This is a genomic window from Streptosporangium sp. NPDC050855 (assembly GCF_044456585.1).
In the GTDB taxonomy this organism is placed as follows: Bacteria; Actinomycetota; Actinomycetes; order Streptosporangiales; family Streptosporangiaceae; genus Streptosporangium; species Streptosporangium longisporum.
This window is the reverse complement of sequence record NZ_JBITFY010000007.1, coordinates 212,060-226,631: the sequence shown is the minus strand read 5'-3', so window position 1 is coordinate 226,631 and position 14,572 is coordinate 212,060. Positions and strand designations below refer to the sequence as shown.

Here is a 14,572-nt window from a genome sequence, read left to right as displayed (position 1 = left end):
CCTCGCCCTCCCACCGGCGATTCGGGATCCCGTCCTCTTCGGGATCTCGCGCGAAGGAATGTTAGCGATAACATTTTTCGCTCCGTCGACGCCTCGACCCGATCATGACTCCTTCCGGCCGGCTCCGGGAGGAACCCACCACGAGGAGACTGCCCATGGTCCACCGTCATGTCTCTCGCAGGACGCTGCTCAAGGCCGGGCTGGCCGCGCCGGTGGGGGCCCTCGCCGCGCCCGCGCCCGGCGTGACCGGAACGGCACGCGCGGCCCTCGCGGCCACGTACTCGGCGTACGTGATGGGCTACTTCAAGGAGTCCCCGAACCAGTCCGGCGACAGCTACGCCCTGCACCTGGCGGTGAGCTCCGACGGCCTCGACTGGACGCCGCTGAACCAGAACGACCCGGTCGCCACGCCGACGGCCGGCATGCAGGGCCTGCGCGACCCCTTCATCCTGCGCAGGCAGGACGGCACGTTCACGGTCCTGGCCACCGACCTCAAGGGTCGCGTGTTCAATCTCGACAACCAGTACGTCCACGTGTGGGACTCGGCCGATCTGACCTCCTTCACCGGCTACCGCCGGGTGCGCCTGCACACCATGAACACGCACTCCTGGGCCCCGGAGGCGTTCTGGGTCCCCTCCCGCAACCAGTACGCGGTCATCTACTCGGCCAACAACGGCACCCGCGACGTGTTCATGGTCAACTGGACCACCGACTTCGTGAACATGGGCACGCCCCAGGTGTTCTTCGACCCGGGCTTCAACGTCCTGGACGGCGACGTCCTGGTGGACGGCGGGAATTTCTACCTGGCGTACAAGAACATGGCCGACGGCAACCTGTACGTGGCACGCTCCACCACGGGCCTGCCGAACAGCTTCACCACGCTCACCACCGGCCTGCGGCAGGGCGGCGCGATCGAGGCGCCGATCCTGGTCAGGTCGAACACGAGCAACACGTTCTGGCTGTGGGGCGATTCCTTCTCACCGGCCAACGCCGTCTTCTACGCCTGGCAGTCGGCCGACGTCAACGGCAACGCCTGGTCGCCGATCGGCCTGCGCGCCTACACCGCGCCGATCAACGCCAAGCACGCCACCGTCACCCCGATCACCGCGGCCGAGCGGACCGCGCTGGTCAACCGCTGGGGAGCACCGCGGTGGAACCGCCTCAAGTCGTACAACCTCCCGGATCACTACGTGCGGCACGCGGGCAACGTCGCGCGGATCGACCCCTTCCCGATGGACCCGACGGCCGACCAGCAGTGGCGCCTGGTGCCGGGCCTGGCCGACCCGGCCGGGGTGTCGTTCGAGTCGGTGAACCTCCCGGGCCGCTACCTGCGGCACTCGAACTACGCCCTCAGGCTCGATCCGAACGACAACACCCCGACGTTCCGGGCCGACGCCACCTTCCACCGCACCGCCGGCCTGGCCGACGGCGCGTGGGCCTCGTTCCGGTCGCACAACTTCCCGGACCGCTACGTCCGGCACTCCGGCCACGTGCTGCGCATCGACCAGCTCGGCACCGGCTCCGCCCTGGCCGCCCGGCAGGACGCCACCTTCCGGGTCACGTACTAGAGCCGTTCGGGATCCTGACCGGGGCGGGACCCGGTGCCGGGCCGGCCGTGGCCGGTGGGGACCCGGACTCCGGGCGGCTCCTAGCGCAGCAGGGGGAGCCGGCCGGTGAGGCGCTCCACCACCGCCCGCGGGCCCAGCAGGCTGACCGCGTAGTAGGCGAGGTCCGCTCCGGCGGTACGGGCCAGCCCGGCCAGGTACTCGTCGTAGACGTTGGTCCGCTGCGCGATGGCCGCCATGTCGGTGACGACCAGCTCGGCCTCGCCGGCCGCGTCGTCCCGGACCCGGCGGATCGTCTCACCGGGAGCGGCCAGCACCGTGCACCCGATCCACGGCAGGCCGGCGTGGGCGCGGTCGGAGGCGTCGGTGCCGGACGGGCCCAGGATCGCCGGCACGGCCCCGCCCACGGACGCGGCCAGGCAGGCGGCGGCGTTGGCCTGCAGGCCGCGCGGCAGGTCCCCGTCGATCACGATCACCCACTTCACCGGGAGCCTCCGGGTGGGCAGGTCGGTCCGGCGCTCCAGGCCGGCGGCCCAGCCGGCCCAGCCGGCCTGACCGGCCGGGGCGTCCTGAGCGGCGGGGGCGGTCCCGGTGGTCGTCCGCACGGTCATCTCCACGATCCTCTCTTCGAACTTGTGAGTGGACGGTCGCATTCTCTCCGTACGACTCACAACTCGATCGAGGCGATTCCGAATTAAGTTCAGGAATTTCTGCGAAGATGGGTCCGTGGACGAATGTGACACGGCCATTCTGGCCGAGCTGCAGCGCGACGGCCGCCAGACCAACCGCGAGCTGGCCGAGCGGATCGGCATCGCGCCCTCGACCTGCCTGGAGCGGGTCCGGTCGCTGCGGGCCAGGGGGGTGATCCAGGGATTCCACGCCGAGGTCGACCTGGCCGCCATCGGCCGGCCGGTCCAGGCGCTGATCAACGTCCGGCTGCACCCCAAGGTGCGCGAGGCGGTCGAGGCCTTCCGCGACCATGTCACCGCGCTCCCGGAGACCCTCGCGGTCTTCGTGGTCTCCGGCGGCGACGACTTCATCGTCCAGGTGGCCGTGCGCGACACCGGGCACCTGCGCGACTTCGTCCTCGACCACGTCTCCCGGCACCGCAACATCGCCGACGTGCGCACCTCGCTGGTCTACGACCACATCCGCAAGACCTCGGTCGAGGTGCTCCCGCCGGGGCGGCCGAGCCCGCCGAGGACCCGCCCCCGTCCCGCGTCCCCGCCCGCCTGACGGCGGGCGGGAAGGCCGCGTCGGGGGAGGACGACCCTCAGGTGGTGATGTTGACGACGCTGGTGAGGATGACCACGGAGTCCTCGTCGGCCTCCAGCGAGTGCCGCCGCTGCGGGATCGCGGCGGCCTGCCCCGCGGAGAGCGAGGCCCCCTGGCCGGTGCCGGAACCGTCGGCGGGCTCACCGTCGACGACCCGCACCCGTCCCGACAGGACGTGCAGCGTCGCGGCCGGCGGGGCGTCGTGCTCGCCCAGGACGGTTCCCGCGGTCAACGCGATGATCGCCTGGCGGAGCGTGCCCTCGTCCAGGTAGGTGTGCGCGCTGCGGCCGTGCGCGCTCTGCCTGGCCAGGGAGAGGTGCTCCTCGGCGAGAGCCGTTATGTCGATCATGTTGTTTCCTCCCGGTCGTTCTGACATGCCCCTGGTGGGCGGGGCGCAGAACCGTATATGGGTTGAGTCAGCGGCTCCGCGGTGCTTCGGGCCGCTCGTCGAAGCGGATCGCCCGGAGCATATCCGCATCCGGGCGGCCCAGGACGGTCACACCGGCGGCCGGGGGGAGCGTGCCGTCGCGGGCCTGGTCCATGAGCATCCGCCAGCGGCGGCAGTGCCGGGCGAAGGTCGCGTCCGTGACGACCCGGCCACGGGCGCGCTGCCCCTCCCGGGCCGTGGCCGGGTCCACGTCCAGCAGGATCAGGTGGACCTCGCTGCCGACCCTGCGGGCCAGCCAGGCGAAGCCGTACAGGATGTGCGGCCAGGTGCCCCGGGTGTGCGCCACGACGCCGTGCCCGCCGAGCAGGGCGCGGGCGATCCGCACCACGTGGGTGGTGTGCACGATCGGGACGCGGGCCCGCGGCGGGATCGGGCCGAGGTAGCGGGTCCACCAGTTGCGGGACTGGCGCGAGTCGATGACCCGCACCTCGCCCGCGCGCACCGGATCGCGCTCGTCGCCGCTGAGCCCGTACAGCCGGTCGAGCAGGGTGCTCTTGCCCGCCCCCGGGATGCCCGCGAGCAGGACCAGCGACCCCGCCGGGTAGCGCAGCTCTCCGTCCGGGGGACGGCCTGCCGGTGTGGTGGCCATCACGTGCACCTCGCGGAGATGGGGAATGTCGCTCGTCACGCTTCGGGCGCCCTTCCAGTGGCGGACAGGAGTTCGCCGCCGGGAGGCGCGGCGCCGTGCCGGGGGGAGCACCGGGCGGGTGGCACCCGGAAGCGGGGAGGGACGGTCGGCGGGCATGTTCGCACCTCGAATGCGCTCGTCATCCGAGGTCTCCTTCACCCGCATCGTCGCGGGCGACCGTCCGGGGACGTTGCAGAACGTCCGTACTGACCGGGCCGATTCTTGGGAAGTACTCCCCTCGCTGCTTCAAGGTTAAAGGAAACCGAGGGCGGACGTGGTCATCGAGGGCTCCCGGCCCGGGAACGCGCCACCGCGCCCGGCCTCGGGAGGGCTTCCCGGGGCGTCCGGGGAGGGCTCACCGGGAGGCCCGGAAGGGGCCCGCGGAAGGGGCCCGCGGGAGGTGCCGTGGACGTGCCGTGGACGTGCCGCGGCGCCGGCAGCCCCCGTGCCGGTCCGCGACCGGCACGGTGACCGGCCTGACGGACCTTCGACGGGGAGTGCCGGCGCCGCTGTACGGGCCGCGGGCAGGGCGGAAACGGGGGACGGCAGAAACGGGGAGAACGGCGGGAACGCGGGAAACAGGGAAACAGAGGGAACGGAGCCCGCGGCAGGACACGGGGGCGGAGCGGGGGCGGGCCGTGGACCGGACGCCAGCGGACCACGGGCCGACCTGCGGGCACGGGCGGGCACGGGCGGGCACGGACGCTCGGGTCCGTCCGCGATCGGTCAGTAGCCGTACCCGGAACCGCCGGAGTTGTTGGAGTTGGAGTTGCCGGAGTTGTGGGAGCTCGGGTGCGAGGACCTCGGGGACGGCGAGGCGCTGGGCGAGGACGAGGACCCACCGGCGCCCGCGGGCCTGATCACGCCGAGCAGGCCGTGCGTGCCGCCGTCGCTGCCCGCGCTGAACCAGAGCGCGTCGGTACCGCCGACCGCCTCGGTGCCCGGCTCCAGGTCCCACAGGCCGCTCAGCGTGATGGGCCGGCCGTCGGAGGAGCGCAGCGGGCCGAGCGGGCGGCCGTTGCGCGGGTTGTAGGCGTTGATCCGGCCGTCGCCGAAGTTGCCCACGAGCAGCGCCCCGGAGTGGGCGCCGAAGCCCTTCGGGGCCAGCGTCATCGCCCAGGGGGCGTTCAGGGCCCCGCGCGCGGCGAAGCGGCCGACGAACCGGCCCGAGCCGTTGAACTGGCTGACGAACCCCTTGCCCTGCCCGGCCAACGACTTGCCGGTCTGCGGGTCGCGCTTGGCGTACGCGACGAGGATCGAGCGCCCCACCACCTCCACGTTGAACGGGGCGTAGTCCTCGGGCAGGCCGGGGTCGCGGAACGCCCGCCGGCTCGTCGGGATCCGGTCGAAGTCGCCGTCGAAGACGTGGACCCGGTTGCCGGCGAAGTCGGCGGCCAGCAGCATCGCCCCGCGGTCGGTCGAAGCCAGGGCCAGGCCCTTGAAGTCGGCCCCCCTGACGAACGCGCTGATGATCGCGTCGTCCGGGTCGGCCTCGGCGTTCCAGCCGGTGATGGCCCCGCTGGGGCTGGCGAAGATGAAGGTCGCCGGTCCCGAGCCGCCCGGGCCCTTGACGACGAACTCCTCGCCCATGTTGACGACCTGCCCGGTGGGTCTGCCGCCCGGGACGCGGACCTGGGTCTTCTCCTGCTTCACGCCGCCCGCGCCGCCGGAGTAGACCGTGGCCAGGCCGGTGCCCGCGGCCGAGACCCAGAGGGTCTTGCCCATCGCCAGGCCCCACGGGTTGACCAGTGTCGCGTCCGTGATCGCGGCCCGTCCCCCGACGTCCGAGACGAGGTTGGTGACCGAGAAACGGCTCCGCGTGAGCGCCGTCCCGGCCTTCGCCTGGCCCGTCCCGGCCTTCGTCTGGCCGGTTCCGGCCGGTACCTGTTTCGCTCCGCCCTGCGCCTGTCGTGTCCCGGCGGACGCCGTACCGGCGACCCCCATGACCAGGACCGTGGCGCAGATCGTGACGATGCGTACTCGCATGCATGGCTCCTCTGTGAGGGAGTGCCTTTCGCCGCGAGATACGCGCGGGGCCCGCGCCGGGTTCAGCCCGCCCGGGAACGGCGGGTGGCGGGCGGAGGCCGAGAGGGCGTGACGAGGGGCGTGACGAGGCGGCCCGCGACCGCCGGGTGGGGCGGCCGCGGGCCGGATCCATGAACGTCACACCGGGTCACGGTGCCTCATGGCCGCGGGCGGGTCCAGGGAGGACGGACACGCCCGCGGGGATCGTGGTCCGGCACGGGCCGGAGCCTGCGCGCGAGGCCGCGGACGGGGCCCGGGCGCGGTGCCGGAGGCGGGAGGGCGGGGGCCGGCTACCGCAGGGCGGCCGCCTCGACGGCCAGCTTCTCGATCCGGGCGTAGTCGCCCGAGGCGAGCGCGTCGGCCGGGGTGAGCCAGGTGCCCCCGACGCAGCCGACGTTCGGCAGCGCCAGGTAGGCCGGGGCGGTGTCGGGCCTGATGCCGCCCGTCGGGCAGAACCTGACCTGCGGCAGCGGGCCGCCGAGCGCCTTGAGGTACGGCAGGCCGCCGGCCGCCTCGGCGGGGAAGAACTTCATCTCGCTGACCCCCCGGTCGGCCAGCGCCATGACCTCCGAGGCGGTCGCCACGCCCGGCAGGAACGGCACCCCGCTCGACTCCATGGCGTCGACCAGCCCGGGGGTGGTCCCCGGGCTGACCAGGAAGCGGGAACCGGCCGCGACGGCGGCGGCCACGTCGGCCGCGCCGCGGATCGTGCCCGCGCCGATCACCGCGTCGGGGACCTCGGCGGCGATGCGCCCGATCGCCTCCAGGGCCGCGTCGGTGCGCAGGGTGACCTCGATGACCGGCAGGCCGCCCGCCACCAGGGCGCGCGCCAGGGGGACCGCGGTCTCCACGTCGTCGATGACGACGACCGGGACGACCGGGGCGATGTCCAGCAGGCTCATGCGTACTCCATGTCTGACAGGCGTTGGTCCAGCCACGCCGCCGCGCCGACCAGGGCGGGCTGGGGGGCCACGATCAGCGTCGTGGCGATGCCGGAGAGGTAGTCGTTCAGGGTGGGGGTCGCCTCGAACCGGCGGCGGAAGTCGCTGGAGCGGACCCGCTCCACGATACGCGGCAGCACCCCGCCGCCCAGATAGACACCGCCCCTGGCGCCCAGGGTCAGGGCGACGTTCCCGGCGAAGGTGCCGAGCATCGCGCAGAAGACCTCGACGGTCTCGGCGCAGAGCGTGTCGTCCATCCGGGCGACGATCTCGGCGGCCGGCAGCCTGGGCGCGTCCGTGCCGTGGACCAGCGCCAGCCCCCGATGCAGCCGCGACAGGCCCGGACCGGACAGCAGGTGCTCGGCGACCACGTGGTCCAGGCCGTCGGCCCGCAGCGCGCGGACGATCTCGTGGTCCCGCTCGTCCAGGACCGGGGCGGTGACGTGCCCGCCCTCCCCGGGGATCGGCACCCAGCCTCCGGCGGAGGGCGCCAGGCCGCCCACGCCCAGTCCCGTCCCGGGGCCCAGCACCGCCTTGACGCCGTCACCGGGATCCGGGCCGCCCAGAGCGGCCAGGTCCTCGCCGTCCAGGTACGGCAGGGACATGGCCAGGGCCTCGAAGTCGTTGAGCAGCCAGGCGTCGGGGATGCCCAGGTCGCGTACCGACCCCGTCCATCCGGCGTTGGTGAGCCGGTAACGGTCCCCCTCCACGGGCCCCGCGATCGCGACGCACGCGGCTCCCGGCCGAACTCCGCCCGCATGATCTGCGAGATAGGCGGCTACGGCTCCGGGTAGGCCGTCGTGTTCCGCGCCCGCGAGCACGGCCACCGCCTCGGGACGGCCACCGGGTTCGGTGACCAGCCCGAAGCGGGCGTTGGTGCCGCCGATGTCGGCGACGAGCCAGGGGAGGGTCATGAGGTCGCGTCCGGGACGGTCGCGGGGCGGGCGGCGGCCAGGGCCTCGAGGGCCGCCGATGCCTCGGCGCGGCCGTTCAGGGCGAAGACGCTCGCGCCGCGCTCGGCCGGTCCGGCGGCGCGGCGGAAGGCGCCGAACAGCTCGCGGCCGGTACCGACCCAGCGGGCGTCGCTGAGCGGCGCGCCCTGCACGGGCCGGGCGGCCAGCTTCTCGGCGGGCACCAGCAGCTCCAGGGTGCCCGCGGCGGCGTCGAGGCGGATCGGGTCGCCGTCCAGCACCCGCGCGATCGGGCCGCCGTCGGCGGCCTCGGGCGAGAGGTGGATGGCGGCCGGGACCTTGCCGGACGCGCCGGACATGCGGCCGTCGGTGACGATCGCCACCCGCTGCCCGCGGTCCAGCAGCACCGCCATCGGCGGGGTGAGCTTGTGCAGCTCGGGCATGCCGTTGGCGCTGGGTCCCTGGTAGCGGATGACCGCCACGAAGTCCTGCCCGTCCAGCTCGCCCGCGTCGAAGGCGCGCAGCAGCTCCAGCTGGTCGTCGAAGACCTTGGCCGGGGCCTCGATGACCAAGTGCTCGTCCTTGACCGCGGAGACCTTGGTGACCGCGCGGCCGAGGTTGCCGTCGAGCATGTGGATGCCGCCGTCGGCGGAGAACGCGTCGGCGACCGGCCGCAGCACGTCCGGGTCGGTGCTGCCCTCGGTGCGCTCCTGCCAGACCGGTTCGCCGTTCTTCAGCTCCACGGCCGAGCGGTAGTGGTCCAGCCCGCGGCCGGCGATCGTCAGCACGTCGCCGTGCAGCAGCCCGGCGTCCAGCAGCTCGCCGATGAGGACCTGCATCCCGCCCGCGGCCTGGAAGTGGTTCACGTCGGCCTGGCCGTTGGGGTACATCCGGGTCAGCAGCGGCACGACCTTCGACAGGGCGGCCAGGTCGTCCCAGAGCAGCTCGATGCCGGCCGCGGCGGCGATGGCGACGATGTGCATGGTGTGGTTGGTGGAGCCGCCGGTGGCCAGCAGCGCCACGCAGGCGTTGACGATCGCCTTCTCGTCGACGACCTCGCCGACCGGGGTGTACTCGTCGCCGTGCGCGGTCAGCTCGACCGCCCGCCTGCCCGCCGCCCGGGTCAGGGCCTCGCGCAGCTCGGTGCGCGGGTTGACGAACGTGGCGCCCGGCAGGTGCAGGCCCATGACCTCGATCATGACCTGGTTGGAGTTGGCGGTGCCGTAGAAGGTGCAGGTGCCGGGGGAGTGGTAGGACTTCGCCTCGGCGTCGAGCAGCTCGTCCTTGCCGACCTTGCCCTCGGCGAACAGCTGCCGGGTGCGGGCCTTGACCTTGTTGGGCAGGCCGGAGGTCATCGGCCCGGCCGGCACGAACACCGCGGGCAGGTGGCCGAAGTGCAGGGCGCCGATCAGCAGGCCGGGGACGATCTTGTCGCAGACGCCGAGCAGCAGGGAGGCGTCGAACATGTCGTGGGAGAGCGCGATCGCGGTGGACATCGCGATCACCTCGCGGCTGTAGAGCGACAGCTCCATGCCGGCCCGGCCCTGGGTGATGCCGTCGCACATCGCGGGCACGCCGCCGGCGAACTGCGCGACGCCGCCCGCCCTGCGCACGGCGTCCTTGAGGATCGCCGGGTAGGTCTCGTACGGCTGGTGCGCCGAGAGCATGTCGTTGTAGCTGGACACGATCGCCACACCCGGCTTCACGTTGGCCCGCAGGTCCCGCTTGTCGGCCTCGCCGACCCCGGCGAAGCCGTGGGCGAGGTTGGCGCATCCCAGGCTCGCCCTGGCCGGTCCGCGGCGGCGGGCCGCCTCGGCCTCGGCGTGCAGCCTGGCCAGGTACGCGGTGCGGCTGGGGCGGCTGCGCTCGGTCAGGCGGCCGGTGACCTCCTGGATCACGGGATGCATCCGATGTCCTCCGTCGCGGTCGTGATGATCGTGTCGGTCGTCGTGCGGGCCTGTGGCCGCGTCCGGCCGGCCGGAGACGATCAGGTCTGCGGGTCGCGGGGTCTCGGACATGGGGCGGGCTCTCCACGGTGATCTACCGGAATCTGGATAGATCGGACAGTAGTCAGACCTTGCGCTCTCCGCAAGCGGAGTTTTGTAATTTGAGATAAGAAAGTTCGAAGGTTTCATTTACTAAGTGGGTGTGATTCACTTGGCCGATGCCTCGAAGTCCCGCTGCCGCGCTGGCCACCAGCGGTGAGGTGCTGCGCCTCATCCGCTCCGGCGAGGCCGTCACGCGCTCCGACATCGGGCGCGTCACCGGCCTGTCCCGGCCCGCCGTGTCCCTGCGGGTGACCGAGCTGATCGAGCGGAACCTCGTGGTGGAGGACAGCGAGGGCCCCTCCACCGGGGGCCGCCCGCCGACCCGCCTGGTCTTCAACGCCTCCGGCGGGGTCGTGCTGGTCGGCTCCCTGGGGGCCAGCCGCGCCCAGATCGCGGTCTGCGACCTCGGCGGCCGGGTGCTGGCCGGGGCCGGGCTCGCGGTGGACGTGGAGGAGGGCCCGGACGTCGTCCTCCCCCTGGTCATGGCGACCTGGAGCGAGCTGCTCGACGGCCTTCCCGGCACGCCGGTCCGTGGCGTCGGCCTGGGCGTCCCGGCCACCGTGGAGTTCGCGGCCGGCCGCACCGAGAGCACCCGGATCATGGCGAGCTGGACCGGTGTGGCCATCCCGCCGATCATCGCCGAGCGCTTCCCGGTCCCGGTCTTCCTGGACAACGACGTGAACGTCATCGCGATCGGCGAGCACCGCGAGGTCTACGCGGGCCAGGCCGACGACCTGCTGTTCATCAAGGTCTCCACCCGGATCGGCTCCGGGGTCATCGCCGGGGGCGAGATCCTGCGCGGGGCGCTGGGCGCCGCCGGGGAGATCGGGCACATCCCGGTCCGCGACGGCGGGGGGGTGCTCTGCCGCTGCGGCAACGTCGACTGCGTCGACTCGGTCGCCAGCGGCACCGCGATCCTGCGCGACCTGCGCGCCCTGGGGTACGAGGTCAAGACCCTCGACGACGTGGTCGGCCTGGTCCGGGCGGGGGACGCGCAGACCATGACCGTGGTGCGCAACGCCGCCCGGATGCTCGGGGAGGTCGTCGCCAGCGCGGTCAACCTGCTCAACCCCTCCGTGGTCGTCCTGGGCGGCGACGTGGCCGAGACCTTCCAGCCGCTGGTGTCGGGGGTCCGCGAGGTGGTCCACCGCCGCTCGACCGCCCTGGCCACCCGCAACCTGCGCATCGAGCGCAGCCGTCTCGGCCCGGAGGCCGGGATCGCCGGGTGCGCCCACATGGTCCTGGACCACATCCTGTCCCCCGAGGCCGTCGACGCGGCCTGGCGGCGGACGGCGGCCCGGCCGGTCCGCTCCCTGGCCTGAGCCCCGCCGCGGACGCGGCCGGACACGGGCCACGACGGACCGTCGCCGGTACGCATCCGGTCTGACCCGGCTCACGACGGGCCGGCGCCGGTGCGGGTGCGGTCGTGGGCGGACCGGGACGAGCCGGTGCGGGCGCGGTCAGACGCGGGCCAGGACGAGGGTGAAGTCGCCGGTCGGGTCGGTGTAGTGGCGCTCCACCCGGAACCCGGCGTTCATGAGCTCCCGCCGCAGCCCGCCCAGGCGGAACTTCGCGCTGACCTCGGTGCGCATCTCCTCCCCGGCCGCGAAGGAGACCCACAGGTCCAGGCCGGGGATCGGCACGCGCATGGCGCGGCTCGCGCGCAGCCGCATCTCGATCCACTCCCGGCGCTCGTCGTAGAGCGCGACGTGCTCGAAGGCCTCCGGCTCGAAGCCGGCGCCCAGCTCCCTGTTGATCACCCGCAGGACGTTCCGGTTGAAGGCCGCGGTCACCCCCGCGGCGTCGTCGTACGCCGCGACCAGCCGTCCGGGGTCCTTGACCAGGTCGGCGCCGAGCAGGAAGGTGTCGCCCGGGCAGAGCGTGGCGCGCAGCTCCTTGAGGAACACCTCGCGCGCCTGGGGGACGAGGTTGCCGACGGTGCCGCCGAGGAAGGCCACCAGGCGTCGTCCCGTCCGGGGCAGCAGGGGCAGGTGCGCCTCGAAGTCGGCGCAGATCGCCCGCACGGTCAGGCCGCGGTAGCGGGACGCGAACCGCCGCGCGGCGTCGCCCAGGGTCACCGCGTCGACGTCCACCGGCGTGTAGGCGCGCAGGGTGCCCCTGGCCGAGAGGGCGTCCAGCAGCAGCACGGTCTTCTCACCGGTCCCCGAGCCGAGCTCGACCAGGGTGTCCGCGCCGCTGCGGACGGCGATGTCGAGCGCGTGCCTGCGCAGGATGGCCAGCTCCCGGCGGGCGGGGTAGTACTCCGGCAGCCGGGTGATCCTGGAGAACAGGTCGCTGCCCGCCTCGTCGTAGAACCACTTGGGCGGCAGCCACTTGGGCGTGGCCGTCATCCCGGCGCGGACGTCGCGGGTCAGGGACTCGCGCAGGTGCTCGCCGCCGAGATGATCGATCAGTTGTACGGGTGACTGGCTGATGGACACGGTGCCTCCCGGGTCTGTGGGCCACCTCCCGCTCGCGGGCCGGTGGCCGGGTCGTCCGGTCAGAGCGTTCGGTCACGGTGCTGGGCGGGACCTCCGGTCACGCGGGGTTCGGGTCACGGTGTTCGGTCGTGGCGTCCGGTCCCGGTGCCCGGTCCCGGTGTCCGGACGGGTGCCCGGTCGTGGTGTCCGGGCGCGGTGCCCGGTCGTGGCGGACGGGTGTGGTGTGCGGTCGTGGCGGACGGGTGTGGTGTGCGGGCGTGGTGTGCGGTCACAGGGGCCGGACGCGTACGCCGTCGGGCGAGGCCAGGACGAGGGTCCGCTCGGGCACGGCCCGCCAGCCGGGACGGCCGTCCAGCGGCTCGCTGGCCACGAGCACGCCGTCGCGCGGGTGGTCGCCCAGATGGACGAAGAGCGTGTCCCCCCAGGCGGTCGCGGCCACCGAGGCGCCGTCGCAGGCCAGCAGGTTCAGGCGGGCGCCGGGGTCCTTCACCCCGGCGCGGGTGACGACCTCGGCCAGGGCCTCGCCGAGCGGTTCGCCCGCGCGCCGTCGCGCGAACACCGCGGCCGCGAGCCAGGCCGAGTCGCACGTGCTCTCCGCGTCGTCGGCCAGCTCCCTGACCACCTCCCGCGCGACGCGCCCGTTGTGGCTGACCAGCCACGGCCCGTCGGCGAAGGGCGGGGTCGCGCTCTCCTCGACCGGCATCCCCGCGGTCGCCGACCGCACGGAGGCCAGCAGGCAGCCCGACCTGGCGGCCCGCGCGATCCCGGGCAGGTTCTCGTCGGTCCAGATGGGGACCGCGCGCCGGTAGCGGACCGGTTCGGCACGGGCGCCGTCGTACCAGCCGACCCCGAAGCCGTCGGCGTTGACCGTGCCGTGGCGCTGCAGGAGCGGCGCGTAGGACTGCCGGAGCAGGCCGTGGCGGGGCTCGTGGACCAGCGAGGCGAGGGTGCGCGGGGCGCCCAGCCACGCCGCGTGACGGCACATCTAGTCCTCCTCCGGCCGGGCCGTGCGGGCACAGCGGAACCCGGAGAAGATCTGCCTGCGCGCCGGGAGGTCCCAGTTGCGGAACGTCGTGCGGACCACCGCCGGGTCCGACGCCCAGGACCCGCCCCGCAGCACCCGGTGGCGGGAGTCGAAGAAGACCTCGCTGTACTCGGGGTAGGGAAAGCTCCGGAAGCCCGGGTACGGCAGGAACCAGGAGTCCGTCCACTCCCACACGTCCCCGATCATCTGCTCGGCCCCGCAGGGGGAGGCCCCGGCGGGAAAGGCGCCGAGCGGCGCGGGCCGGGCCGCCCGGTGGCCGAGGTTCGCCCTGCCGGGCCCGGGGGCGTCGTCCCCCCAGGGATGGAGCAGGGCCCGCTCCGCCTCGGCGTCCCAGCCGCAGGCCCTCTCCCACTCGGCCTCGGTCGGCAGCCTCCGGCCCGCCCACCGGGCGTAGGCCTCGGCCTCGTACCAGCACACGTGCTGGACGGGTTCGTCCATGGGCACGGGCTCGGTCCGCCCGAAGCGGGTACGCCACCACGTGCCGCCGTCCCGTCTCCAGAACAGCGGCGCGAAGGCGCGGCCGTGCCGCAGCCAGTGCAGGCCCTCCCCGCTCCACCACCGGGGATCGTCGTAGCCGCCGTCCTCGACGAAGTCGGCGTAGGCCCGGTTGCCCACGGGGAGCCTGTCGATCCAGTAGCCGGGCAGCTCGACCAGGTGGGCGGGGCGCTCGTTGTCGTAGGCCCACGGCCGGGTCCCGGTGCCCATCACGAAGGAGCCCGGCGGGACGAACACCTCGGCGGGGCCCGGCGGCCCGGCGGGCGGCAGGTCGCCGTCGCGGACCAGGCCCGCCTGGCCGGACAGCTGCAGGGTCGCCAGCATGGTCTCGTCGTGCTGGTGCTCGTGCTGGATCACCAGGCCGAAGACGAAGCCGTCCCGGTGCAGGGGGTCGGGGCCGTGCAGGTCGATCTCGTCCAGGACGTCCAGCACCCGGCCGCGCACGCCCCCGATGTAGTGGCGCGCCTCGCCGGGCCCCAGGACGGGCAGGGACGGGCGGTCGGCGCGCGGGTGCCGGAACGCGTCGTACATCTCATCGATCTCCGGGCGGAGCGGGGCGATCCCCCCGGCCTGCCGCAGCACCCACAGCTCCTCGTAGTTGCCGACGTGCGCCAGGTCCCACACCAGCGGTGACATCAGCGGTGAGTGCTGCCTGACCAGCAGGTCGTCCTCGGCGTCGGTGTAGGCGATGGACCGGCTCCGCGCGGCGGTCAGCTCGGCGGCGATCCGTTCCTTGAAGTCGCTCATGGC

13 protein-coding genes are annotated in these 14,572 nt (G+C 73.6%); 3 read left to right on the top strand and 10 right to left on the bottom strand.

Translation table 11 applies throughout. The features are described 5' to 3' along the window. Window positions 1-155 precede the first annotated feature (155 nt). Window positions 156-1,568 carry a glycoside hydrolase family 43 protein gene (locus ACIBCT_RS16735; RefSeq protein ID WP_399189288.1) on the top strand — a complete coding sequence of 471 codons (1,413 nt, stop codon included), beginning with the start codon at window positions 156-158 and terminating at the stop codon, window positions 1,566-1,568. 80 nt (window positions 1,569-1,648) lie between these two features. Here the strand turns inward: ACIBCT_RS16735 and ACIBCT_RS16730 are convergent, their stop codons facing one another. Beyond that, on the bottom strand, window positions 1,649-2,176 hold the full coding sequence (locus tag ACIBCT_RS16730; RefSeq protein WP_399189286.1) for a DUF2000 domain-containing protein: 528 nt from the start codon (window positions 2,174-2,176) through the stop codon (window positions 1,649-1,651). 115 nt (window positions 2,177-2,291) lie between these two features. Between ACIBCT_RS16730 and ACIBCT_RS16725 the strand changes: the two genes are divergently transcribed. Beyond that, window positions 2,292-2,801 (top strand): Lrp/AsnC family transcriptional regulator, encoded by a 510-nt coding sequence (locus ACIBCT_RS16725; protein ID WP_399189284.1) that lies wholly within the window; start codon window positions 2,292-2,294, stop codon window positions 2,799-2,801. Between the two features lie 37 nt (window positions 2,802-2,838). Here the strand turns inward: ACIBCT_RS16725 and ACIBCT_RS16720 are convergent, their stop codons facing one another. From ACIBCT_RS16720 to edd, 6 genes are all read right to left on the bottom strand, one after another. Then, a complete protein-coding gene (locus ACIBCT_RS16720) occupies window positions 2,839-3,189 on the bottom strand; it encodes a cupin (RefSeq protein WP_399189282.1) in 351 nt (116 codons plus the stop codon). A 67-nt stretch (window positions 3,190-3,256) separates the two neighbouring features. Next, window positions 3,257-3,916 carry an AAA family ATPase gene (locus ACIBCT_RS16715; RefSeq protein ID WP_399189280.1) on the bottom strand — a complete coding sequence of 220 codons (660 nt, stop codon included), beginning with the start codon at window positions 3,914-3,916 and terminating at the stop codon, window positions 3,257-3,259. Window positions 3,917-4,642: 726 nt separating this feature from the next. After that, window positions 4,643-5,902, bottom strand: coding sequence for a TIGR03118 family protein (locus ACIBCT_RS16710; protein ID WP_399189278.1), 1,260 nt, complete (start codon window positions 5,900-5,902; stop codon window positions 4,643-4,645). A gap of 329 nt (window positions 5,903-6,231) precedes the next feature. Beyond that, window positions 6,232-6,843 carry a bifunctional 4-hydroxy-2-oxoglutarate aldolase/2-dehydro-3-deoxy-phosphogluconate aldolase gene (gene eda, locus ACIBCT_RS16705; RefSeq protein WP_399189276.1) on the bottom strand — a complete coding sequence of 204 codons (612 nt, stop codon included), beginning with the start codon at window positions 6,841-6,843 and terminating at the stop codon, window positions 6,232-6,234. Next, window positions 6,840-7,796 carry a glucokinase gene (locus ACIBCT_RS16700; RefSeq protein WP_399189274.1) on the bottom strand — a complete coding sequence of 319 codons (957 nt, stop codon included), beginning with the start codon at window positions 7,794-7,796 and terminating at the stop codon, window positions 6,840-6,842. Before ACIBCT_RS16700 ends, eda begins: the two co-directional genes overlap by 4 nt. Then, on the bottom strand, window positions 7,793-9,700 hold the full coding sequence (gene edd / locus ACIBCT_RS16695) for a phosphogluconate dehydratase (RefSeq protein WP_399189272.1): 1,908 nt from the start codon (window positions 9,698-9,700) through the stop codon (window positions 7,793-7,795). Before edd ends, ACIBCT_RS16700 begins: the two co-directional genes overlap by 4 nt. 257 nt (window positions 9,701-9,957) lie before the next feature. Here edd and ACIBCT_RS16690 point away from each other — a divergent pair, with 257 nt between their 5' ends. Then, window positions 9,958-11,163 carry an ROK family protein gene (locus tag ACIBCT_RS16690; RefSeq protein WP_399189271.1) on the top strand — a complete coding sequence of 402 codons (1,206 nt, stop codon included), beginning with the start codon at window positions 9,958-9,960 and terminating at the stop codon, window positions 11,161-11,163. Window positions 11,164-11,301: 138 nt separating this feature from the next. Here the strand turns inward: ACIBCT_RS16690 and egtD are convergent, their stop codons facing one another. The 3 genes from egtD to egtB form a co-directional block, all read right to left on the bottom strand. Then, window positions 11,302-12,282 carry an L-histidine N(alpha)-methyltransferase gene (gene egtD, locus ACIBCT_RS16685; RefSeq protein WP_399189269.1) on the bottom strand — a complete coding sequence of 327 codons (981 nt, stop codon included), beginning with the start codon at window positions 12,280-12,282 and terminating at the stop codon, window positions 11,302-11,304. Window positions 12,283-12,550: 268 nt separating this feature from the next. Further along, entirely contained in the window at window positions 12,551-13,267 is a 717-nt protein-coding gene (gene egtC / locus ACIBCT_RS16680) for an ergothioneine biosynthesis protein EgtC (RefSeq protein WP_399189267.1), read from the bottom strand. Continuing rightward, window positions 13,268-14,569 carry an ergothioneine biosynthesis protein EgtB gene (egtB, locus tag ACIBCT_RS16675; protein ID WP_399189265.1) on the bottom strand — a complete coding sequence of 434 codons (1,302 nt, stop codon included), beginning with the start codon at window positions 14,567-14,569 and terminating at the stop codon, window positions 13,268-13,270. Between the last annotated feature and the right edge of the window lie 3 nt (window positions 14,570-14,572).